This is a genomic window from Paenibacillus endophyticus (assembly GCF_014192395.1).
Taxonomy (GTDB): domain Bacteria; phylum Bacillota; class Bacilli; order Paenibacillales; family Paenibacillaceae; genus Pristimantibacillus; species Pristimantibacillus endophyticus.
The window spans coordinates 563717-587774 of the sequence record NZ_JACHXW010000001.1 but is presented as its reverse complement, the minus strand read 5'-3'; the positions used below and the strand labels follow the sequence as shown (position 1 = coordinate 587774).

The 24058-nt window shown below is 46.5% G+C and carries 17 protein-coding genes; 1 reads left to right on the top strand and 16 read right to left on the bottom strand.

Features of this window, described 5'->3' with window-relative positions; translation table 11 throughout:
• Positions 1–269: 269 nt before the first annotated feature.
• The 12 genes from FHS16_RS02395 to FHS16_RS02340 all read right to left on the bottom strand — a co-directional run bounded on the left by FHS16_RS02395 (position 270) and on the right by FHS16_RS02340 (position 17146).
• Positions 270–1280, bottom strand: coding sequence for an endo-1,4-beta-xylanase (locus tag FHS16_RS02395; RefSeq protein ID WP_183558305.1), 1011 nt, complete (start codon positions 1278–1280; stop codon positions 270–272).
• Positions 1281–1333: 53 nt separating this feature from the next.
• Positions 1334–2857 (bottom strand): glycoside hydrolase family 43 protein, encoded by a 1524-nt coding sequence (locus FHS16_RS02390; RefSeq protein ID WP_183558302.1) that lies wholly within the window; start codon positions 2855–2857, stop codon positions 1334–1336.
• Positions 2858–2979: 122 nt separating this feature from the next.
• Positions 2980–4287, bottom strand: coding sequence for a glycoside hydrolase family 10 protein (locus FHS16_RS02385; protein WP_246431543.1), 1308 nt, complete (start codon positions 4285–4287; stop codon positions 2980–2982).
• A gap of 110 nt (positions 4288–4397) precedes the next feature.
• The gene (locus tag FHS16_RS02380; protein WP_183558299.1) at positions 4398–5345 is read right to left on the bottom strand and encodes a carbohydrate ABC transporter permease; all 948 of its coding nucleotides are present in this window, start codon (positions 5343–5345) and stop codon (positions 4398–4400) included.
• A gap of 16 nt (positions 5346–5361) precedes the next feature.
• A complete protein-coding gene (locus tag FHS16_RS02375; protein ID WP_221226243.1) occupies positions 5362–6252 on the bottom strand; it encodes a carbohydrate ABC transporter permease in 891 nt (296 codons plus the stop codon).
• Positions 6253–6260: 8 nt separating this feature from the next.
• Positions 6261–8813, bottom strand: a complete 2553-nt coding sequence (locus tag FHS16_RS02370; protein ID WP_183558289.1) for a DUF5696 domain-containing protein — start codon at positions 8811–8813, stop codon at positions 6261–6263.
• 16 nt (positions 8814–8829) lie between these two features.
• Positions 8830–9456 (bottom strand): Yip1 family protein, encoded by a 627-nt coding sequence (locus FHS16_RS02365; protein ID WP_183558286.1) that lies wholly within the window; start codon positions 9454–9456, stop codon positions 8830–8832.
• Complete coding sequence (locus tag FHS16_RS02360) at positions 9449–10912, bottom strand: hypothetical protein (RefSeq protein ID WP_183558284.1); 1464 nt, start codon at positions 10910–10912, stop codon at positions 9449–9451. The genes FHS16_RS02365 and FHS16_RS02360 overlap by 8 nt, the downstream gene beginning before the upstream one ends.
• A 16-nt stretch (positions 10913–10928) precedes the next feature.
• Positions 10929–11789 carry a carbohydrate ABC transporter permease gene (locus tag FHS16_RS02355; protein ID WP_183558545.1) on the bottom strand — a complete coding sequence of 287 codons (861 nt, stop codon included), beginning with the start codon at positions 11787–11789 and terminating at the stop codon, positions 10929–10931.
• Positions 11790–11806: 17 nt separating this feature from the next.
• Positions 11807–12688: a carbohydrate ABC transporter permease gene (locus FHS16_RS02350; protein ID WP_183558542.1), complete on the bottom strand. Its 882-nt coding sequence runs from the start codon at positions 12686–12688 to the stop codon at positions 11807–11809.
• Between the two features lie 92 nt (positions 12689–12780).
• On the bottom strand, positions 12781–15675 hold the full coding sequence (locus FHS16_RS02345) for an extracellular solute-binding protein (RefSeq protein WP_246431542.1): 2895 nt from the start codon (positions 15673–15675) through the stop codon (positions 12781–12783).
• 97 nt (positions 15676–15772) lie between these two features.
• Positions 15773–17146 (bottom strand): ABC transporter substrate-binding protein, encoded by a 1374-nt coding sequence (locus FHS16_RS02340; protein ID WP_183558279.1) that lies wholly within the window; start codon positions 17144–17146, stop codon positions 15773–15775.
• Between the two features lie 267 nt (positions 17147–17413).
• Between FHS16_RS02340 and FHS16_RS02335 the strand changes: the two genes are divergently transcribed.
• Positions 17414–18172, top strand: a complete 759-nt coding sequence (locus FHS16_RS02335; RefSeq protein ID WP_183558278.1) for a helix-turn-helix domain-containing protein — start codon at positions 17414–17416, stop codon at positions 18170–18172.
• 91 nt (positions 18173–18263) lie between these two features.
• On the opposite strand, the gene FHS16_RS02330 is transcribed toward FHS16_RS02335, so the two are convergent.
• The 4 genes from FHS16_RS02330 to FHS16_RS02315 are packed head-to-tail and all read right to left on the bottom strand — an operon-like array spanning position 18264 to position 23817.
• The gene (locus tag FHS16_RS02330; protein ID WP_183558276.1) at positions 18264–19145 is read right to left on the bottom strand and encodes an ABC transporter ATP-binding protein; all 882 of its coding nucleotides are present in this window, start codon (positions 19143–19145) and stop codon (positions 18264–18266) included.
• Between the two features lie 2 nt (positions 19146–19147).
• Complete coding sequence (locus tag FHS16_RS02325) at positions 19148–22009, bottom strand: ABC transporter permease (protein ID WP_183558274.1); 2862 nt, start codon at positions 22007–22009, stop codon at positions 19148–19150.
• A 49-nt stretch (positions 22010–22058) separates the two neighbouring features.
• Positions 22059–23117: an efflux RND transporter periplasmic adaptor subunit gene (locus FHS16_RS02320; protein ID WP_246431541.1), complete on the bottom strand. Its 1059-nt coding sequence runs from the start codon at positions 23115–23117 to the stop codon at positions 22059–22061.
• Positions 23092–23817 carry an ABC transporter ATP-binding protein gene (locus FHS16_RS02315; protein WP_246431540.1) on the bottom strand — a complete coding sequence of 242 codons (726 nt, stop codon included), beginning with the start codon at positions 23815–23817 and terminating at the stop codon, positions 23092–23094. The genes FHS16_RS02320 and FHS16_RS02315 overlap by 26 nt, the downstream gene beginning before the upstream one ends.
• Positions 23818–24058 lie beyond the last annotated feature (241 nt).

Genomic DNA, 24058 nt, shown 5'->3' with positions numbered 1-24058 from the left:
TATTCAAAAGGTAATATTTCTTTTTCATTTCCCAATCAAATCCCGTTTTAATGCTAAACACTAGAAAACTATTACATTTTTTAAAAATAATAATGACGAAATAAATATAATAACTAAAATAAAAATAGCTGTCCAGCAGAAAATAAACCTTATTTTCTTGAATGAAAATCCGGCCATTTTCTGATGAACAGCTTATTTAGAACATGATAAAAGGAATGAGCTGGCTCTTTTAATGAACGCTTTAACCTTTCATGCGCAGCAGTTTGTTACTAGGCAAATTTTACGACATCCCAAAAAGCCTGTTTCGGCTGATGCTCCTGATCAAAGAGGAATGGCCAATTCTTACGCCCGTATACCGGGAAGTTATCCAGCCACGTATAATCATCAGCCGCCCCCCAAAAGGTTACGGAGGTAATGTGCTCGCTGTAGGCTCTGAACAGCTCAAAAAATTGCCGATACCGTTCTGCCTGCCGCTCCATCAGCTCTGCAGTCGGGGCTAGCAAATCCGTTCGGCGGTCTTCATGATTGAAAACGGATACATCCAGCTCCGTAATATGCAGCATCATGCCTAAGCTTGCATACCTTTCAATGGCTTGTCGAATGTCATCTATCGACGGATGCTCTAGGTTCCAATGCGCCTGCAAACCAACCCCATGAATCGGTACGTCTTTTTCTTTCAAAGACTTTACCAACGCATAAATCTTTTCTCTTTTTTCAGGTGCAGATTCATTATAATCATTGTAGAACAATATAGCCGCTGGATCCGCAGCATGCGCATATTCGAACGCTTTGGCGATGAAATCTTCTCCTGCAATGTCAAGCCATTTGGATGATCGCAACAGCTCGTTGCCGCTGTCCGCAACCGCCTCGTTCACGACATCCCATCCATAAATGGTTCCCTTATAACGCGAAACTACGGTTTCTATATGATCTTTCATCCGTGACAGCAAAGTTTCGCGATTAACTGCCCCGCCAGAGGCATCCTCAAACATCCAGCTCGGCGTTTGATTATGCCATACGAGCGTATGGCCTCTAACTCCCATATTGTTTTCTTTGGCGAACGCTATTAATCGATCCGCTTCCTCGAACGTGTACCGGTCCTCAGCAGGATGCAGACGCTCGAACTTCATCTCATTTTCTGCTGTCAGACTATTAAAGTGGCGGATTAACAACTCGCGCTGTGTTTTTAACGTTTTGGCATTTACCGCCGCTCCAATGAGAAACTGGTCGCTAAATGCTTCATGCAGCTTTATCATTTTATTATCTTGGAAACTAGCCATAAATATGGTTCCCTCCCCTAACTATTCATCCATTGCACGAAAAGAAACGATTATCAATCCAATCTCTCGTATCGGAAGTAATCACAATCGACATAACCTCCTGCTTCTTGTGTTGCATAATTGAACAGTCCGAACCGATAGCCCATGAAATGTTCCAGCTTATATTGCATCTCCAGCGCCTCGCCTATCGCATTCCACGTCTCGCCATTTTCTGAATAATAGAAACGGGCTATATCCTCGCTGTTGGAAAACTGAAACTCGATCTTCAAATAAATAACGTCCCCCTCATACGGAATACGTTCAACTGCGATATCACCGCCTGCTCCTTCCGCTCTCCCGTTGATGCGCATAGAAACGTAACGATCTCCATTGTCTGCGATTTCGATGCCAACTGCACCGAAAAGATACTGCAACGCAACCAGCCCTGCATGATCGCCCGGTTTCATCTTAGTAATATCCATCACAGTCTTCCCCGTACAAGCCGGACCTTCCGTCCGCTGCGTCAGCGTATTGCGTGCAAATTCGATGCTTCGGGCCAATTGTCCCGTGGCAAGCCGCAAGTAGCCAGGCCGTTCCGTAACAGACCATCGCGAATGATCTGGATTATGGTTCCACTGCCAATTCAGTGCCAATTGGTTTTCTGTATATGCAAATTCATCGCTAATCACTAGCGGTTTGGAAGCAGAGCCGGGCAATGACACTTCGAATGACATCGGCGCTTTGCCATTCCTGCCGAAAACCGGCCAATCATCCTCCCAAGCAACCGGGAGTACGCATGGAACTCGGCCAACAGATTCATGATCTTGGAATAGCACCGCAAACCATTCGCCTGATGGGGTATCGACGATTCCGCCTTGCGCGACACCATTATTGCGATAGTCCATGTGATCGTCGAGCAGTAGCTTATGTTCATAAGGGCCAAGAATAGCTTTTGAACGATAACACAACACCCTGCGGCGCTTATGACCGGTGTGCGGCCATTCAATAAAAAAGAGATAGTAATAGCCGTTTAATCGATATGCATGGCAGCCTTCGCTGCGCAGCATAATGCCATCTCTGCCAGTCTCAAATAATAGTTGATTAAGCCCCCCCGATTTCAAGGCAGTTGCCTCTTCCGTCAGCTCTGTAATGCGAATATCACCGTTGCCATAAATGACATAAACGCGGCCATCCTCATCAAACAGCATGCTTGGATCATGGTGGAGACCTTGGATAACGTGGCGTTCCCACTCCCCATTCTCAATGTCATTCGTTGTATAGACGTAGAACTGATTCATATCATTGCTTGAGAAGCAAACGTAGAATAGATCATTATGATGCCGCAAGCTTGCAGCCCATGAGCCTTTGCCATAGATACCTTTACCATCCAACAAATTATGCGCATCGTTATCCTCGAACGTATCAAACACATAATTAACAAGCTCCCAACTGCTCAGGTTCTCCGACTTCATAATCGGGCAGCCTGGCATCGAATGCATGCTTGTGCTGACCATATAGTAGGTAGCCCCGACGCGGATTACGCTCGGATCCGGGACATCTGCCCAGATGACTGGGTTGGTTATTCTTGTTTTATTCATTTCTATTTCCCTTCTTCTCTATCATTTTCTCTTCTTCACAACAGTTTATCTTGACCTCGCAGCCAAAACAACCTGCCGAATGCTTGTTAAATTATCCGATAAACCATACATAAGAAATGAACTTATTCGGGCTGCCTGGATGGATCGACGATCGCCCAAAACGCCGGTTTCGCATGCAGCTGCTGATCGAACAGAAGCGGCGCTTCTGTCCGTTTCATTGGAAACGAGCTAAGCCACGTATGATCATCCGCGATACCCCAGAATACGACACCTTTTAAAAGATCCTTATTAGCCTTAAAAGCCTCGAACAGCTCCCGATATCGATTCGCTTGCAGCTTTATCACCTCATCAGGTATCTCGGCTCCGTAATCTCTGCGGTCGTTCCAAGCATAGATGCTCATATCCAGCTCAGTAACTAGATTGTCAAGGCCAAGCTCACTGTATTTCTGCATAGATTCGATGATGTCCGCTATGTCTGGTCCGTAAATGCCGATATGCGTCTGATGTCCGACTCCGTCTATCGGTACTCCCTTCCCTAGCATCTCTTTGATTAGTTCATATAATCGGTCCCGCTTCGCAGGATTGTCAGTCCCATAATCATTAATATACAGCTTCGCATCCAAACCTCCTGCTTCGCGTGCTGCGCGAAACGCCGTCTCGATATACGCAGTTCCCGAAATTTTATACCAATCACTCGCCCGAATCCCATCAGGATCAGCTGGCTCTATGACCTCGTTCACTACGTCCCATGACTTGATATCGTCTTTGTATCGTCCGACAATCGTACGGACATGGGTATCTAGCCGCTTGAGCAGAAGCTTCTTGTTCACTTCCCGCTTCGCTAAATCCGTTTCGTCAATCATCGGTTTGCCTTCGCTGTCTTTGAAGAACCAAGCGCCCACCTGGCTGTGCCAGACGAGCGTATGAAAACGAACCTCCATACCGTTCTGCTTTGCAAACGCGACAAGCTGGTCGGCATTTCCCCATGTAAAGTTGCCTTCCGTTGGCTGAATGGCATCCGGCTTCATCACGTTCTCGGCGACAAGCATATTCACGTGCTTCTTCAGCAGCTCAGCCTTGAGCCCGCTTGTGTGCGAAGGTTCGATAGCCGCACCTATAGGAAAATAATCAGCAAAAGCTTTCGCGAGCGATGGAAGATCTGCCTCAACCGAAGGTTCGAGCAGCTGGGTTGCCGTCTCCCCTAGCTCTTCCGTATTTGTTTCAACCCCGCCATCTGCTTGGTCTTCCTCATTCGAAACGTCAATGCTGTCCGAAGGAGATTCCGCCTGCTGATCAATCGTTTCGTTCCATGTGTTCTCTTGTATCAACGACTTGGACTTATAGTTGTTCATGATGAGCAGAGAAACAACGAGCATCCAAACGATACCCGAAACCATGATATACACGATTGTTTTGTTTGCTTGTTTCATGTCTCTGAACCGCCTCTCTATTCGACTGCACATCCGCAAGAAGCGCCCTGCGGAAGCGCACCATTGTTGGCCGATTCTCGCAAGGCGCTATGCATGCCTAGACAAAACGATTATCCAACGATGCCTGTACGCTCGATACTCTCGACAAAGTACCTCTGAACAAACAAATAAAGAATAACTAGCGGCAGTATGGCTAGCAAAATGCCCGTATCCTGCACCATGCTCATAAAGAACGGGTCCTTATTGGTCGTTACGCCGCCTTCGAGAAGTATGGATAGATTGTATGGCAGTGACGCTAGCTGCGTAGACATTACCTTACTCGATGTCAAATACGTTGTTGTGAAGAAGCTGTCATTCCATTGCCATACGAACGAGAACAGAAGCACGGTTACGATAGCAGGCAATGCGTTCGGCAGCATAATGCGTAGAAACGTAGAGCCGACTCCCGCACCGTCGATATATGCCGCTTCCTCGACCTCCTTCGGAATTCCCCGAAAGAACTGCCTGAATATATAAATGTAAAGCCCAGCTTTTAGAGAACTTGCCGTTAAGGATGTTAGTAGAAATGGCCAGTACGAATTGAGCAGATTCACCGATTTACCTGTCAATAATGGAATCAATCCCATCAACGTAAAGTCTTTCAGGTTCATATAGATGGGAATCAATATTGTCGTAGGCGGAACCAGTATAGTTAGAATAACGCCAGCGAATAACAGATTGCTTCCTTTGAATGTAAGACGGGCGAAAGCGTAGCCTGCCAGCGCACATGAAACGGCTGTCAGAATCGTAGTTGTCCCTGATAGCACGAACGTATTAAGCAGCGTCTCCCAGTAATCCATCATGACGATAGCCTGTTTGAAATTGTCTAGCGTAAAATGCTCAGGAATGAATACGACAATTGGCGAATACAAGTCCGACTTGTCCTTGATTGCCGTTGTCATCTTTTGAATGATTGGATAGAGAATCACGAACGATAATCCCGCGATTAATACGAGACGAATGATCGTCCACAACCATCGCTTCCAACTCTCTAATGATAACAGTCGGGTCAATATCAATGCTCTCACTCTCCTTCTAATCCTGGTAGAAGACCCGTTTGGATACGAAATAGGTGCTGATAAATAAAATAACCATGATCGCCAAGAAATAAATCCATGCCATAGCCGAGCTAAGCCCAAAGTTAAACGTCGTAAAACCCGTTTCCTTAATCAAATCCGTCATATTGTTTCTGGAGAAGGAGTCGATAATCGTATAAATCACGTTAACGAGAATAAGCGGGCTGACCATCGGGAACGTAATTTTCCAGAACGCTTCATAACCGGTAGCGCCTTCAATCTTAGACGCCTCGTAGAGCTGCGGAGAAATAGTTTGTATGCCCGCAAGGAAAATCAAGATCTGAACGCCTGATTGACTTACAATCTGGTAAATCCGCTCAACCGCATCCATCAGATACATGACAATATCTTCGTTCAGGCCGGACCTTATCATCATGTTTGCCATTCCAATAGTACCAGCAGAGAAAAAGCCTCCGCTGGCATTTTGTTCGTTGATGGCTTGCACTAAGCTCGTCGCTTCTAGTGACGCAATAACACCAGAAGCGAGTATGACAGGAAGAAAGAAGATTGATCTGGCAATTGCTCTGCCGACAAACTTCTGATTCAGCAGAACGGCCAGAAATAAACTGAATATAACGATTAACGGAACGTTGACCACCATATTAACGATAGATTCAACTAAAGTACGATTAAAGTTCGTGTTAACCGTCAAAGCTTCGATAAAATTGGCGAAACCGATAAATTCGATCGTCATACCTTTAGAATCGGCCTTAATCGAGCTAAAGCTGTATTGCAAGGAATAAAATAATGGAATGAGAAAGAAGAACAGGAATCCTAGCAGCCAGGGCAACACATAGAGAAATCCCCATAATGCCTTCTGCTGCGCATATGTTCTTTGTTTTAGCTTCATTACTGCTCTCACAATGGCTCACCGCCCGTCACATAACTTTCGGCATTTAATGTTATTCCTTCAACTGTCGCTTGTTTGTCTGTATAGTTTACGATAACGAATATGCCGCTCTCATAGACGGTTTTGAATAGGCCATCACCAAGCTTCTCGTGTGCGATGATTTGCTCGTTTTCCACATTCTTCAGGACCTCATTCACTTCCTTGTAGATTTCTGCTGCCTGATCAATCCATAGCTCGTAATTGACAGCATACAGGTTATTAAATTCCGTATCCTTCACCTTGTAATTCGGCTCATGGATCCATTCGAAATAAATACCTGATCCATATTCCAGGCATTTCAGAATATACTGCCGGACACTTGTATAAGAAGTTAAATTGTATGGTGTTCCCGTATAATCGATATGGCCGCGAATGACCATCTGATAGAACGGAATTTCTTCATCTTCGAGCTTGAATGAGCTATTCGACATCGGCGCATTTGTAATGTCAGACAAGTAAGGCAAAGCATAGGCATTGCCGCCTTCCGCCAGTATTTTCATGTCCTCCTTGCGAATGTCGCTTAATGCTTGAATGGATATCTGCTCCGACTCTGTCCGGTCCACTTGATTGTTTTTCAGGAAATCGCTATTCAGTTGATCGGCCATATCCCGCAGCGATATGCCGCCCGTATCATACCCTTCGAAATCCTTAAGCATCGCATCCACATACGAGCCTACTTTCCTAGGGGATATGACGTAGGACGGAGATTTGCTTCTGTCTCGGCGGTTAAGCGCGAGATCAAGCGGAAATAACGAGGCTGGCACTCCTCTTAACGTGCGGGCAGCTTCCTTTTTCTCGTCCAATCCTTTTCCTGTTTGGGCGGTCAGAATAGAAATATCCGGAAACAATTCAAAACCTTGTTCCTTTGCAAATGACACCAGGCTGCGCAAGCCTTTGCGGCCGCCAACAGCCTGGTCAACCTTTATGCGATCCGGCACCTTGTGATTGAGACCCTCGTTAAACCAGCCCGAATACTTCATCTTAATGTTCGTAATGTCTCGCTGCTGCAACTGGCTTATGATTTGCTGTGTCTGTTCAAACGTCGTAAGCGGTTCAAGTGCCTGGTATGGAATACCCGCAAAGTGCTTCTGTTTGGAGATGCTGCCAATCAGTTCAACATAGAACGGAAGTCCCTGCTTTCCGTTTTCCTTCTTGCGCTCGGGCAGCCCGCCTTTCTGCACCAGAAATTCCCGGTAATAGTGGGCCATTCCTTGATAGGAAGCGTCTTCTCCGCTTAGAAAGGCATACCGAACCGTATAGTCGCTCTTCATCGGATTTTCTTGAAACTTCGGCAGCGTACGCTCCTGACCGTTCGCTTGCAGCGTAACATCCCCTTTATTCCTAACTGTGAAGGATGGATAAACATAGTTATAGCTGTTTAATTTGCCGCTAATATCCGCATTAATGGTGGCGGCTGACGCACCTTCTTCGATGATGCCCAGCATAGCGCTGCCCGCGCGAATCATGCCGAAAACCGGAAGTCGAACCTTCTGCTCCGTTGCTGCGTCTTCAACAGCCTCCATCGTTAGATCCGCCCCATACACCGATTGTTGATAAGCCGGATATTTGGTTTTGCCATTGTTGAAGTCGATTAATGCGCCCGAACCGTCAGGAACGAAGATTGATCCTTTCTCCTCCATTCCCGCCGCGCCGAAGAGACTTAGCAACGATATATTGCCGACCGGATAGGCAGTTGGAGCCTTGATGCCGTCATTCGGAACTTTAACCACTAGGCTGTCATGGTCAAGTGTATATTCGATAGATGCCAGAAATATTCTCGCAGCAGTCGCCTCCTGCGTAAAGCTCATTTCAGCCATATCGCGTTTCAAATCTTCATCCGAGTACCCGAGATCGTCGAAAGCCTTGAACGCACGTTCAAGTTGAAGGCCAACCAGCGCTTTGTCGTTTCTGGCATAAGCCGCCTTCTCTGCATTTTCTGTATAGGCGATTCGCAAGGCGCGTTGCCCCGTTTTATCCAGCTTGCCCGATAATTCCTTGAATCGATTAACGCTAAGCATCAGAGGAAGATCTAATGCGGTTCGTTCTGCTTTTCCGAACTGGTAAGTTACCCGAGCCCCATTCGGGATACTTTCTAATTTGATTTGATCATAGGCTGCGCTGTCCGAGTAGGAATTAATCGAATTCATCTGGCCAAAACTATTATAGTAATCGATCTTCAGCTGTGATGTTAGCAAAGCTTTATTTACTCCAGTCGCAAGCGAATCAGAGTCGCTTTCAAGCGGGTTGCTGCGATAAATAACACCGTTTGTCTGATTGAGCACAGCTATCGCGCCCGTCACATCGTCGATAAACAATCGCAATTGACCGTTCTGTGCAATCCCCTTCATGCCTGCTACCCGATTATCCGTAAATGATGCTTTTAGCGTACTGTCATTTGTGAATGCAGTCGCAAGCTCTTCGCTCCCATCCGCTGGATTCGCTTTGTCGGAACCGGAACAACCCGCAATTAGAAGCCCGAGTATTAGGAATGAAAGCAATAAGGCTTTTTTGGTCGTATGCATCTAGGGCACTCCTTCCTTAGTTCCTCATGGCGATTTCTTGATAAACAACGGTGATGAACGAAATCATTTGCTGCAGGAGACTAAAAAACAATAAACAGAGAAAAGCCATGAAGGCAATGGCTACTATAGTCAGTAAAATCGTTGCGATTGTTTTGGTTGGCGAAAACTGATGCACGGTCATATTGCCAATAAACAACAAATACATGGACCAGATAACGGCTGCGCTGTTGCAAAAGTAATAAAAAGCAGTCTCTTGAATGGAAATGACGTTGCTTAACCATATCCACGGAAAGTTAATGATGATCAACGGGATGAGTGCAAAACAGGTAGACGTAAAAATTTCAACGAACCTGCCTTCCCCGTCCATCAGTGTCGTTAGCGACCAATTCGCGATGCACCAAAATATGATCGGTACAACCACATAAGTAATCTCCAAAAGACTGTTAAAGTACTCGGGGTTATAAATATTGACCAGAAAACCGCTGTATTGACTGCTCAACACATTAGTCATAATGAGCAAAGCCATAATCACAAAGGAAAGTATCAGGTTCAGCTTCTTGCTATGCTCGTATTTAAGATCCCAATAGCCGTTAAAGGGATGAACGATGAGATAAAACGGGTATTTTAAAATCTCTCTATTCAAACGTAACGACCTTCTTTCGTCCCTTCATTTTCCGATAACCTCTAATCAGCAGAGAGCTGGCAACGATCACAATAATGATCGTCATAATCAATCCGAAATGTTCTCTAAGCACTTGCTTGCGATACAGCAGAAATGCTTTGGAATAATGATTTTGCTCAAAGCTCTGTTTGAAGTACTGCATGGATTCCTTATACTCGCCTTGCCTGAACAATGCTTTGCCAATACCGGAATAAGCGAAATCCAGATTGGCATTCCGATTAACCGTCTGGTCGTAAAGCTTGTATGCCTTCTCTTCTTCGCCTCTAAAATAGCTCCTGACCGCTTCATTTAATGTTCGCCCGTATTCCGTTGTACGGAACACCGTTATTTCCCCAAACGCCTTGTCCAGAACGAGGAAATCATCCCCTACCCTTTCAATAGCGGTAGGCGTGTTGAATTCACCAAGCTGGTTTCCCATGCCGCCAAATACATACATGAAATGTCCATCACCGTTATAAGTGAATATGCGGCCTCTCTTGGAGTCAAGCACGGAATAGATTTCACTATCCGTAACATCGATATCCACGAGCCTAGAGGGCCCGATATCGCTTGTATACCGAACATCGCCTTTCGGATTGAAGTAGCCTGTTCTTCTAAGAATATCGTTGCCTTGGGCATTCAGCTTCTTGATGCTGTCGCCCCATAAATCTCCGTTCGTTGCAAAAATGAAGCCTTCGTCATTCATATCCATGTTCGTAAATTCCGTCGGCGTGAACATGATCATCTGGCTGCGCTGCGCTTTCGTTGAGAACCTCTTCCAGAATAGCTCCACTGGATCCACCTGTACTTTATTGGCTCCAATAAATGATGTGAAAGCCCCGTCTGTGTTGAACTCCATAAAGCCGTCAAATATGCCAAGCGCCATTACATAAATACGCTGCGCCTTATCCATAACAACCCGGACCGGCTGGAACACATAATTAGCTTGCAGCAGGTCGGACACCGGCTTCTCTACGATTTTCACTAGACTATGGTTTTGATCGAGATGGACAACGCGTTTATTTCCCGTATCGGCAATAATCAAATGCTTCTGTTCCGTCACATATATGCCTTGAGGATTAAGGAACGAATACGCTTTCCCTTCATGGTCGAAGGAGTCGATCACTGCCGTCTTGTTAAACTGCTGATCCAGTACAACAATCCGATTATTGCCGGAATCCAGCACATAAATTTCGTTATCCGGCGTGACATGAAGATCGCTTGGATTATTGAATGCCCCGACACCAAGGTTCGCTCCATCCAATAGAGTTGTTGCTTCGTAAGCCGCTGGCGATGCGACGCTCCTTGACCAGTACGAATAATTATAGGAAGCTGCGCCATCAGCAGCGTGGATAAGAGTTCCCCCAGCGCTTAAGACAATAAAACAACAAAGTGCTGCAAGAATGCATACTCTCGCTTTTGGTTTGCCCTTGAACATCTTGCATGTCTCCCTTCTACTCTTTCATCCCAGATGTCGCCATCGTCTGAATGACGCTGCTCTGCGAGATGACGAAGAGCGTAATCGGAACAATCATCAAGATCAGTGCAACAGCAGCCCCTACGCCCGCACGGGCTATGCCGCCCGCCGTTATTTGTCCTAACGCATAATGCAGCGTTTTCAAGTTTTCGCTGTATATGAAGCTGCCGCCGTCAGTTCCCCATAACGCAGGGAACTGCAGAATCATAAGCGTTAACCATGCCGGCTTTACGTTTGGCATGACAATGGACCAGTAAATCCGGTACTCGTTCGCTCCGTCAATTTTGGCCGCTTCCAATAGCGCTGTCGGAATTTGCTCCATGAATTGTTTCATCAGGAACAACCCTAACGGAAAAGCAAGTGATGGCACAATAATCGACGCGTGCGTATTGATCCAGCCCAACCATGACATCACCATATAGTTCGGAATCGCGGTAACATGGCCCGAGAACATTAACGCAAGAACGACGATTGCAAATAATGCCTTCGAGCCGGGAAAATGATATTTCGCAAGCGGATATGCCGCCGCAGAAGCCAACAAGATATGGCCCGCGGTTCCAATAATCGTGATCAGCAATGTATTAGCAATATAACGCGATAACGGTACCCATGAATTGCCCATTAATGCGACCAGATCATAAAAATTGTCAAATGTCGGATTGTTGACGAAAAATCGAGGCGGGAAAATGAATAATTCATCTAACGGCTTAAAGGCATTGTTCACCGCATAAAGAAGCGGAAGCGCCATAAAAGCTCCGAACAAGGCAAGAAACGCGAACAGCAGAAAGCTGACTGTAAAAGAACGGTTCAGCTTCCTAGTCGTTCGGAAAGCGGACATCAATTTGACGACCAACGTTACTCACCTACCTTTCTTAACAATTTTTGCGTCACCATGTTGGTCCCGATCATAATACCGAAGAGTACGGTCGCAATTGCCGAGGCGTAGCCCATTTCGAATCGAATCGTTCCATAATCCATGAGATGCGTAACAATCGTATGGGCTGAATAGTTGACACTCGGGAAGCCTGCAAGCGCGATCGCTATATCCGCCACTGCTAACGAGCCCGTAATTTGCATGACGGCACCGAACATAAGCTGGGGCCTCATCGAAGGCAGCGTGATAAACCATAACTCTTGCCAACGGTTTTTGATGCCATCCACAGCTCCAGCTTCGATAAGCGTCTGGTCAATCGTCTGAAGACCTGCAATAAAGGCCAAGAAACTTGTGCCTAGGCTAAGCCAGAGCTGGACAACGATCACGATAGTAAGAATGTACTTTTCATTAGTCAGCCATTGAATCGGTTCCAATAAAAACCCGAATTTAATTAAAAACCCGTTCAAATAGCCATATCGGTCTCCGGAGAAAACAATCAGCCAAATAAAGAACACGTTTCCTGAAATCGAAGGCGCATAGAAGATCAACGTCATGACTGCCCTAACCTTCGGCGACAGCTCGTTAATAATCCATGCAAAGATAAAGCAGGCGATGTAGCTGATCGGTCCCGTGACAACCGCAAACATGAATGTATTCTTCAGCGCGATCATGAAAACATCGTCATTCAGGAATAGTCTTGAGTAGTTCTGCCATCCGACAAATCTTGGAAATTCAAGCATGTTGAAATAAAAGAAGCTTAGTCCTAACGAAAATAAGACCGGAATGACCGTAAAAGTAAAAAAGATGAGCATATACGGACTCATGAGAATGTAATAATGCTTGTTCTTTTTTATATCCGTCATCAAATTAGCGAATTTGGATATTTTTTTCGGATGGATAATATTAGGTGCGACTTGACTTGTTGGTTCGGCTTGCAATGGATTCCACCCCCAAACTATTGCGGTAAATTGAATTCTTTTCGTTTAATCTCAATTTCGTCGTTAATATACAACACGTAATCGTTTAATGCTTCTCTAGCATTTTCATTGGCATTGACGACTTTGCGGAAAGCATTATCCAAATGCCGGCCTGTAAAGTAACCGCCGGGCACCTGAGGAATGCCTCTAACCCACTCCCATTGGCTCTCCAAGTTTTTGTAATCCTTAACGGGCCACGGTAATTCTTTCAGCGCTTCAACATTAGCTGTCGGATAACGAGCAGCTTCACCCATCAGGCCTTCCATCTCGCGGCCATATGCGATTTGCGTTTCCTTGCTGGTCCACCATTTCATGAATGCCCAAGCAGCGTCTTTATCGTCCGCATTCTCAAGCATCATAACCGCGGTTGTGTGGCTGGCTACTTCATGATTAATAGTGCCGTCTTCTTTTTCCGTGCCAGGGACTACCGTAAAGTCCCACAAGCCTTTGATTTCCGGCGCCATAACCGTCAGCATGTTGTACGTCGTATAATCCACGATTCCGATCGGCATTTCACCAGTTCGGAAACGGTTAGGGAAGTCCGCCAGCAGCGGAAATTTATAGTTCGTATAAAATTGCGTCCATTTCTTGAAAACATCCATGGAAATTTCAGAATCCAGCGCACTCTTTGTGTCGCTATCTTTATAAAACTCGCCTTTATTCTGATACAACAGCATGGCGTAAGTCGCATTCGGAACCAAGCTTGCATTTGTTGCTTCAATTGGCAAATAAAATTCCATGTTATGCTTCTGAAGAACAGAGATCATGTTATAGATATCCTGCCACGTTTTTGGCGGCGTCAAGCCCAGCTCCTCTAGAATATCTTTGCGGTAAAACAGCATGGGGAATGACTGCTGCTCAGGAAGGGCAAAAACTCCCTTATCGTACTTATAGGGTACGAGTCCGCTATCATGAAACCGGGAGGCAATGTCATTGAAATCACCGAATTTCGTTAAATCGGCTGCAGCATCCCTCATTGCATAGTTCACCGGTACGTCTTCGCCAATTTGCATGGCAACGTCAGGCCCTTCGCCTGCAAGCGTAGCAGGCAATAAAATGTTACCCGGCACGAGCCTTAGATCAACGGAGATATTCGATTCAAGTGTAAAGGAATCGTCAACCAAACTTTTCAACACCTGCGCTTGATCCCGTCCGGTTGTGATCCAAACCGTAATTTTACGCTCTTGCTCCCCTTCGGTATCGCCAATACTGTCATAATCCTCGGTATAGGAAGCCAAATAGGCACCCAGCTCGTGGTTAACATCCTGTAGAAGAGTCGCTTCCGCTTTCGGCAGCTTGGAGCCGGGAGAGGAAATGATCAATGAATCCAGGCTAAGCGGTTGCTCGCGTACCGTAAGAATCCAAGTTCCGAGACCGCCGACATTCACCTTGTAAGCTTTCAATCGATTAGGCACGGTCTCAGGGTTGTTAACCATTTCTTCCAACTGACTGACCATCGTGTGAAGCACAGCTACTTTATCGCTTCTCTCACCCGTTGATTGTTCCAAATAGTCGGCTACGCTTTTAATGATTTCTGCCTGTTTCTTGAATGTCCCGATCATTTCGGGAATCCGTTTTTCCAATTGGTAATCCCGGAACGAATCAGGCGTATTCGAGGTTATCATCAGTATTTTTCTATACAATTCGTTCAATTGCAGCACGCTGGATTCGATTGTTTGGATTAAAGGAGCGATATCCCCTAGCGATACCATCATACGAATGCGATGCGTACCCTTGGTCAAATGAAACAGAAAAGGCTCAGCGCCGCCCAGCACATTCATCTGCCAATCCAAATGATAGTCGAATCTTAATCGTTTCATTTCTTGGAAAGGAACCTCTCCATCGATCATTAAACTACGAGTGGCATACACTCCGCGCAGCTGATCCTGCTTTTGCTTCAATGCGATTTGATACAAACCGTCCTCCAATACCTCGAACTCCCACTCCATCCATTGACCGGGGAGCTTCCAATTCATCCCGCCAATCGTATTGATTCTAATCTTTGATACATGGTAAGGAATGACCGTAGGGCTGGAACGATCAGTTAGCGGATAAAGGGTAGGCGACGATTTATAGATAGCATCCTCAGCCTGAATTTCAATATATTGATTATCGACAGGCTTGATTCCCGCTCCCTCGTATCGCTGTTTCAAGTCCTCATATTTCAATAATTCAGAATTCTGGTACAGCTCAATATAATCAATCGCCATCGGTTCCCTTAAGGCCGTCAAGGAAATCGATTGCTGCCCGCTCTCAAAATAAAAGGAATAAGGCTCGTCATAATAACCGTTACGATCCGTGATCGCAGTTATTTGCCATGTTGGTTTCTCTACTTGCCTTGGACGAAGGTCATTGTCACGATCGTCTCTTTCGACCTCTTCAAACCGATTTCCCCATACACGATTAAATATAATAATTTCTGCACCTTTGAAAGGTATTTGTTGATTAATGGAAAATTGTCTTTCGATTGCAGAGCTTTTGCCTTCGATCGGCAGATAGTGAATCCTCACATTGTACAAACCTGATTGCTTTATCGGCACGTCCCAACTAATCGAACCCGACTCTGGCGTCCTAACAGCTTTCCCGTCCAGCCCTTGCAGGCGGTCCGAGATTTCAAACCCATCTCCGGTTGTTCCTGAGAAGTCCTCGCCTTCGATTCGAATAGTCGCATCAGGCCTCTCCTCTGTCGAATGGCTCTTCAAGTAGCTGCTGTAGTCGCCTTCTCCAACCGAAGATGTTACGACGTTGAAATCAGCCAGAGCTGAGGCATTCCTCATATCTGACGAAGCGGATGGGTAAAAAGACCAAATCGACGTTACTAGTACTCCAATAATCAGAATGGCAATGGCGTAGTTCTTCTTTCTGAAGTTCAACCGTTCTCCCTCCTGCTGCAAGAGATTAAATTCAACAACGGTCCCCCTTGTAGAGATCGTTACCCAATAGGGACCGTTGCTCATTAAGTGATGCTTGTTACTTTAAGTACACGGCATCAATTGCTGCTTGGAACACTGATTTATATTTCTCAACGACTGTAGATACAGAAGTCCCGCTGTTAATTTCACCTACAAAATCCCAAAATTTCAGGTTGTCCCCAAACGTACCGTGGTCGAATACGATCATTCCTGACCCAACCGTTTTAGCGTTGTTGATATCTTCCTCGTTTTTGAACAAGGATTCAAAGGAGGCTTGGTCTGGGTAATCGTATTCGGAGTCAATATCGTTGATTTTTTCCCAAATATACAGCAGCTGCTCCGGATTTTTGACTGCTTTGGGAATCGTAAGCGCCTGGAACGCACCCTCGCCGGAATGGTATTCGGTGGTGCTTGGTCCTTTAGGGAACGGGACGAAGCCGATGTCTGCATCGGGCATATCCGTTTGGAACCCAGCAAGCTCATAGATCGCACCGGCATACAATAAAGTGTTGCCTTGGCGGAAAAACTGTCCAGGCTCCTGCCAATCGCCGCCTTCTGTCGGCCTATACACTTGTTCGGTAGCCAATTTGGATAAGAAATTCAACGTTTCCTGAGTTGCCGGGTCATCGAGATTTTGCTTGTCACCTTTGGTCAGATGGGCATTGTTCGAGTACATCGCGTGCTCTACCACCTGAGAATTTGCAAGTCCCCATGTATCCAGCTTGCCATCGTTATTGGTGTCTTTGTTCGCTTCTTTCGCTACCTGAACAAACGTATCCCAGTTCCAGTTGTCTTCTTCCACATAATCCTGAAGCGATTTCATGCCAAGTTGATTCAGCAGCGTGCGATTGTAGAAAATGCCTTGAACGAGGTTGCCTTGGCCTTCGGTAAAGCCATACCCTCTTCCTTCATATTGCATAAACTCATTCGTCGCTTTCTGGTTAAATACTTTCGCATTCTTCGTATATTCGTCAATCGGCCATAGCAAGTCTTGCTTGACCAACGTCGGAATCGTGTAGTTTTTGCCTAAACGCACGATATCACCGATTGGTTCTCCTGCTAGCAAGGAAGCGGTTACCTTTTGCTGGTACTCACCAAAATCAATGGCAACGTACTCCATTTTAAAGTTATGTTTTTTCATTAATTCATCTAAATTTTTCTTTTTTTGAATATTATCAGGATTATCCTCTGTAATTTCCATATTCCACCAGGATACTACCTTGATTGTTCTGCCACCCATGTCGAAATCCATCTCAGGCGTACGGCTCTCATCTACCTCTTCTTCAAGCACAGGCGGTGCCGATGCATTGGCCGCGCCGTTGTTCGAAGTTTGGTTTGTTGGCTTGTTTGTGTTGTTCCCTGAACCGCCGCTGCATGCCGATAGTACCAAGACAAGCGCGCAAAGCAGCATCATCGTTTTGCGAATCTTCATATTCATTCCCCCTTTAGTTATGAACCACAACGAAAGTGTAGCGCTTTCATAGGAGAAGCAACAACCTGCTCATTTTCAGTTGTTCTACCCTTCAAATTCTAGGTTGGCGCTTCTTCCCTATGCGTGTTGATGACAATAAGTAAAAACATGCGGGCAATGCAAAGAAAAGCACGTTGTTTCGTTTTCATCCTTTTTACATAATGAATACATAGTCTCTTTCAGTGGCTATGTTCAAAGTACTGCGAATGCAATAGGAGGTTAACCATCGTGTATAAAGTACTGCTGGTCGAACCTGACTCAAGGTCGACGGAGATGCTGCAAGTTATGCTAGAGTGGGATCGAATCGGTTTTGAACTAAATGTTTATTCAGGCAGCCATGCGGATGCTATCGTGTTACTCGATAAAAACCCTTATTCTCTCATATTGATTGGCATGAACGGCGCATATAACGATGCTTTGCTGCTATGCGACTCCATTCGCAAGCAAAGCCGCGTACCGATTATTCTTATTGGCGGGAACAACGACTTTCAGCTTGCCCGAAAAGCACTCTTCTACCAAGTAAACGACTACCTTCCGAATCCAATTTCATCAATCGAGCTTACGACAAGTCTGACTGCCGTCAAATGCAAACTTGATTGTTTCAACAATAAAAATAAAGCGCTTACATATCACTCGCAAGAAATCGGTTCTCCAGCTACAAACCATATTATTGAGAAAGTAAAGGAGTATGTGGATGTATCGCTGAATCAGAACATTACCTTGAAACATATCTCAACTATGCTACATTTTAACTGCTCTTACTTGGGACAAAAATTCAAATACCATGAAAATAAAACCTTTAATGAATACTTGCTTCAACAGCGGATGGAGAAAGCCAAGATGCTGCTAGAAAACACGGATATGAAGGTTTATGAAGTCGCAAACGATGTGGGCTATACGGAAATGGACTGGTTTTATAAAAAGTTTAAAGCCTATACCGGCGTAAGCGCTAACGAATATCGAAAAATAAATGGTATTACGGCATGATTGCATGTCATAAACAGCTGAAAATGAGGCCTATGCATATAAGCATAGGCCTCTCATCGGATCAAACGTCTGCTGTTCACTTTCTCAATGTCTATTTCTCAGAAGGATAGAGAATGATATGGCCCTCCTCTAACTCTACACGTACTTTATTGCTGCCCTTAAACCCTTCTACATCAAGAAAAGCAGCAGGTATTTGAAGCCGTCCTGCCTTGTCGAGAACAGCGTACTCCATATGGCTCTCTTCCTCATGTCGGTTACGCTCTGCATCCAGCATTGCGAGTTCTTCCGTGTATGTGATTTTTCGGATCATTTCCGCAGAGGTCTTGCCGTCACGGATTTGGACAACCCGGTCAACCTTGCGAGCCAGCAGCGGGTCATGCGTGACGATTACAATCGTAATGCCTATGGATTGATTCAGTGACCGGAACAAATCAAGCACTTGGTTCGATGTATCCGTATCCAGCGAACCAGTCGGCTCGTCGGCAAGCAGCAGCTTCGGTTCATTCGCAAGCGCAATGGCAATCGCCACGCGCTGCTGCTCTCCTCCGGACAGCTCGCTAAGTTTATTATTAATCCGCTGCCTTAGCCCAACTGCTTCAAGCAGCTCCATCGCACGTGCCCGCCTCCGTTTGCCTCGCAGCAGCATTGGCAGCTCCACATTGGCTAATGCAGTCAAATAGGGGATCAAATTCCGAGCATTGTTCTGCCATACAAAACCAACGGTATCCCGTTTATAAGTGACTAAATCCTTATCATTACACTTCAACAGATCTTTCCCGCCTACGGACAGCTTGCCTGCCGTTGGCTTATCCAGTCCCCCGAGCATGTTAAGAAGGGTGGACTTCCCGCTGCCTGAGTTGCCGATAATGGCCATTAGCTCGCCTTCCTCGATTTGGAGATCAAGTCCTTGCAGAGCGAAAACCTCAAGATCTGCCATTTTGTAAATTTTAACGAGCCCTTCGCATTGAATCATCCTTATTCCTCTCCCAACTTTAGCGCCTGTGCAATTCGAATGCGAGATAAACGATACCCAAGAATGAGCAGGCCGGCAGTCAGCATGAACCCGACTATACCGTAAAGCTGCACATAATCGCTAAGCTGATGAATAATCTCGAATGGAGGTACTTGATCCGACGTCGCGAACGACATTTCGAACAGAGGCACGAACAGGGCACTGATCGAATTGCCAATCATAACGCCAAGAAAGACCGCCGCGCCAGAGGTGAGCAACTGTTCGCTTGCCAGCATGCCGATCATTTGAGAGAACGGCAGGCCCATCGCCCGCAGCACGCCGTATTGAAGCGTCCTTCCCGATAAGGTCAGAATCCAGAAAAGCAGAAATCCGAAAAAGCTCACCAGCATGGAAATGACAAAACCAAGCGTCATAACGCCGTTGATCGCTAATCGAAACGGATCATTTTTGGATTGAATAAGCTCTTGCGTTGCGTCACGAAGGTTGGTAATGGACAGTTTTTCATTTTCCAATTGGTCATAGATAACTTGGCTGCTAACGCCTTCCTTCAGCTTCATCCATACCTCATAAGGCTCAATCGCCAGCCTGTTCTGAATCGTACCCAGATGACCGACGACCAAATAAGGCTTTTCTTGCTTTTCTCCATCCTCGCCTGCAAGCGGGTTCCAGCTTGGCCAATAATCGATAATGCCATATACGACGAACGGTGCCTGATCCAAGCCGTCCCAGGATATGCGCATCGTATCGCCAGGCTTAACTTTAGCTTTCTCGGCCAATGAACGGGAAATTAGAACCGCCTTCGCGTTCGTTGCCAACAGATTCAGATAACTGTTGATCGGATATTCAAGCAGGCCGCTCTTCATCCAAGCCGTGCTGCCGAAATCCATCGTATCGATTCCATATAGCGCAGTCGTACCGTTCACGCCGCTGCTGGCCGCGGTATACCTCGCTGTCTCTTTCTTGAATACCTTCGCGCTCGCTTCTACTCCCTCAAGTTCCTGAAACGGTACAAATGACGGCTCTGTATATTGAACCCTCTTCGTTTGGCTTATCCCATTATCAGCTTGGACTGGCTGCCCAGAAGATCCGTATATTGCCGGAGATGCGCTGCTCTGCCAGCGGGTCGTAAGCGCAATATCGGCACCTACGGCGTACTGAATTTTGCTCTCCATATTATCGTTGATCGTACGAGCCGCATTCGCACTGAACAGCCCCGTTGCGACCGTCATAATCAAGAACAGCTTAATGGTCTGGTACTGCCCGGATGATCTGCTGATCTGCACTAACGTATTGTAGAGAGCTGGCAACCACCACTTTCGGCCAGCGTGGTATACCAGTCTAATCACCCAAGGATAAATTCGCAGCAGCAGCAGACCACCGCCTAGCGCAAACAATGAAGGCATGAAGAACAACAACGGATCGAGCTGCAAGGAGTCCGAATCCAGACCCAGCCTCTGCAAATCATCCTGGCGCTTATTGAAGTTATAGAGCAGATATACGGACACGGCTACAAGCACGACATCGAGTCCGGTCTTATGCCAGAATGTAGGCTTGTTCAAGCGGGCAGCCTGCTGCTTATGACTCACTATGCTGACACGAGTCGCCATAAAAGCGGGAATCAGGATGAGTATAATCGCTGCGGCCACTGCTGCAGCTGCAACTTTATACGCGTCGCTGCTCAAGCTGACGTCAAGCGCCGACCGCTCCACAAATGCAAGAAATCCGTTCGATGCCCCAAGTACCTTCGTAAACGCAATCCCAAGGAATGGACCTACGGCAAGCGCACTAAGCCCTAGGAATAAGCCCTCAAGCGTGTAAGCCATCATAATCTGAAATCGGCTTGCCCCTCGGCTCCTAAGCACTGATATTTCGGTTTTCTGCCGATCAATAATCAGATTAGCAGCCATATACAAGTAAAAAGCAAGCATCAGCATAACAGGCGCGTAGAGCGAAAGCATCATAATATCAAGCTTATCTTGCTTGTCCATATAACCTGCAATTATAGCGGCAGACGGGATATTAATCTCGTCGACGCCGATACGCCCGCGGAAATACCGACGAATTTCCTTGTCTGCCTGTACAAACTCATCGATCGTATCCACCGTCAATTTTTCGTAATCCAGCGCAAATTTCCATTCCAAGCTCGACAGCCTTGTCTTGCCGCCAAGAACGAATTCACTCTCAAACTGCTCATAAGGGATAATGAAGCCATCACTGTCTTCGTTCGTTAGGAATGGCAAATATAGGTTTGCAGTGGGGTCCGTTTCCATGATCCCCACAGGTACAACTCGGAATTTATCCTTCTCAGGCGACTCCGCGATCAGTTCCTTGCCTAAGTCGCGTTTTACCGCGATGAGAAATTTCTCCGTGACAAGTGCTTCCATCACACCATCCGTTCGTACAATAGGCAAACGGCCATCGACAATTCTCACATGCTTTTCTATGCTGGAGTGCGACTTGATGCTGCCTGCTGCTTTCTGCGATTGCTTCTCCTGATCTGATGCGTCGGCCCCATACACCTTCATTCGTTGAGTGGAACGCTGTTGGTAGAATGATAAAGCAACAAGTCCCATGCGCTCCGGAATACTTTGCACAAACCGATCAGCTCTCTGAATTGCCGTTATCGTCTTATCATCTATTTGGGCTGCGGATACGGTCGTACTCATTCGAATATAACCTGGATAAACATTTTCCTCATGCTGCACCGACTGAACTTCTTTCAACAGCGTCCTCTGCAGAATAGCCTCTGAATATAAGGGAAGCGAGCTAAACAAGGCTACGCATACAGTAAGACCGATCCATAAATTGAGCTGCAGCCATTTGTTATTTGCCATCTTGCGAAGGATCATCGTCCATAAGGCCATGCGTACATCCCATCCTTGCGCCCGAATAAACCGGGCAGTCATTTGTTCGTTAGTTATTCAGAATGACCTGCTGGCCTTCCGCAACGCCTTTGACAATCTCTGCTTCAGTCGGCGTTGTTAGACCCACCTCGACATCAACCTCTTTCCGACGATCGCCATCCGCAATTTGCACATAAAGCCGCCCCATGTAAGTGCGAACAGCTGAGCGTGGAAGCACGATAACGTTCTCCCGCTTCTGCAGCTCGATCGTGAGCTCAGCGCTGTCGCCAATATGAATCCCGTCAGGTTCCTCATTCACGTTGATAAAGATCGTCACCGCATTGCTTTCAATCTTCGCGTTATCTGCTCCGATAGGCACGTTGGACGGAGACTGCACCACATTGCCCGTATACGCTCTGCCTTTGTACTTCAACTTAACGGGCATGCCTGCCACAACGGCTTGAAGCTCCTTTGCTTCTGCAGCTACATAGGTAAGCTGCATGCGCGAAGTATCCGCAATGGATACAATCGTTTGATAGGCATTCACCATTTCACCTGCGTTGAGTTTCTCCACAAAGGTCACTGTTCCGGAAATCGCCGCGTAGATTTGCGATTTCTGTAAGCGGCTCTCCATCGACACGAGCGATATTTTCTCTCGTTCCATATCAATTTCACGAAGTCGCAAATCCGTTTCACTTGCGTTAGAATCGCGAGCTTGTTTGTAGAGAAGCTGCGATCGTTCAACGTTAAGCCGCTGCAGTTTAACCTGGAGCTCCAAGTCTCCCATCTCAAGCTCGACGAGCAGATCGCCGGCCTTTACTTCTTGACCCAGACTCACACGGATAGCCCTCAGTCGCCCGCCGGATTCCTTGAATGATACATGTTCAGCGCTAGAGGATACGAAATGGGCAGTCCCTTTCAGCTGTGTCTGAATGCTGCCCCTGCCTGCTTCCACCATATCCAGCTCTTCCTGAACCGGCTGCACAAGCGGCGGCTGAAGCGCTTCCTGTTCAGCAGGGAGCAGCCCGCAGCCGGTAAGCGCAAGCACGGCTGCAAGTGCCGCTGCAATACGCTTTGCCTGCCGAAACAAACTAATAGATCGATTATTCGATTGTCGTCCGCGATACAATTTTCCCATCCTCCAATGCAATGACATGATCAACAAGCTCCATAATGCCAGGGTCATGCGTCGTCATAACGACAGTCATGCCGGACCGACGCACAAGCTCACGGAACACCCGCATAACTTGCAGTCCCATTCTGGTATCCAATTCTGCCGTCGGTTCGTCTGCGATAAGCAGCACCGGCTTATGCGCGATAGCACGGGCAATCGCAACGCGCTGCTGTTCACCGCCTGACAATTCCCCAGGCCGATGCCTCATTCTCTCCTTCATGCCCACCTGCTCCAATGCATGTTCCGCTGCTTCTTTATTGCCTTTGACCGGCGTACCTGCTATTCGCAGCCCGAATTCCACATTCTCGTAAGCATTCATTAATGGAATCAGTCCAAAGGACTGAAAGACCAAGCCAATGTCCTTACGACGCCATGCACTGCGATCCTTGCCCGACATCTTAGTCATTTCACAGCCACGGAAAAAAACCTGTCCCTCTGTCGGCTCGTCCAGCGCGCTTAGCATGTTCAGCAGCGTTGTTTTGCCTGAGCCGGATCTTCCCTTTAGCGCTACCATCGATCCGGCCGGTATTTCCAAATGCACATCCGTCAATGCGGTGACGGCGGCTTGGCCTCTGCCGAATACTCGCTTGAGTCCCGCAGCCTTAAGGATAACCATTTCGTTTATACCGCTTGGTTCCATTTGCAAAGAGGTCATTGATATCCCCCATCTATTATTTTGGAATAGGTTTGCTAATCCATGGCGTTCCTACTGTATGTTGTCATTTTAACGCGTACCTTTTTCAAACAATACCCGTTCGATCATGTTCAATTACCTAGGAAATAATAGGTTTTCTCGCCTAAACAAAGAAAAAGACCGCAAGTCATCCTGTTAAGAGGAGAACTTGTGATCTTTTTATTGGGTCGGCAATACTGCTTGATCCTTTTCATAAACCGCA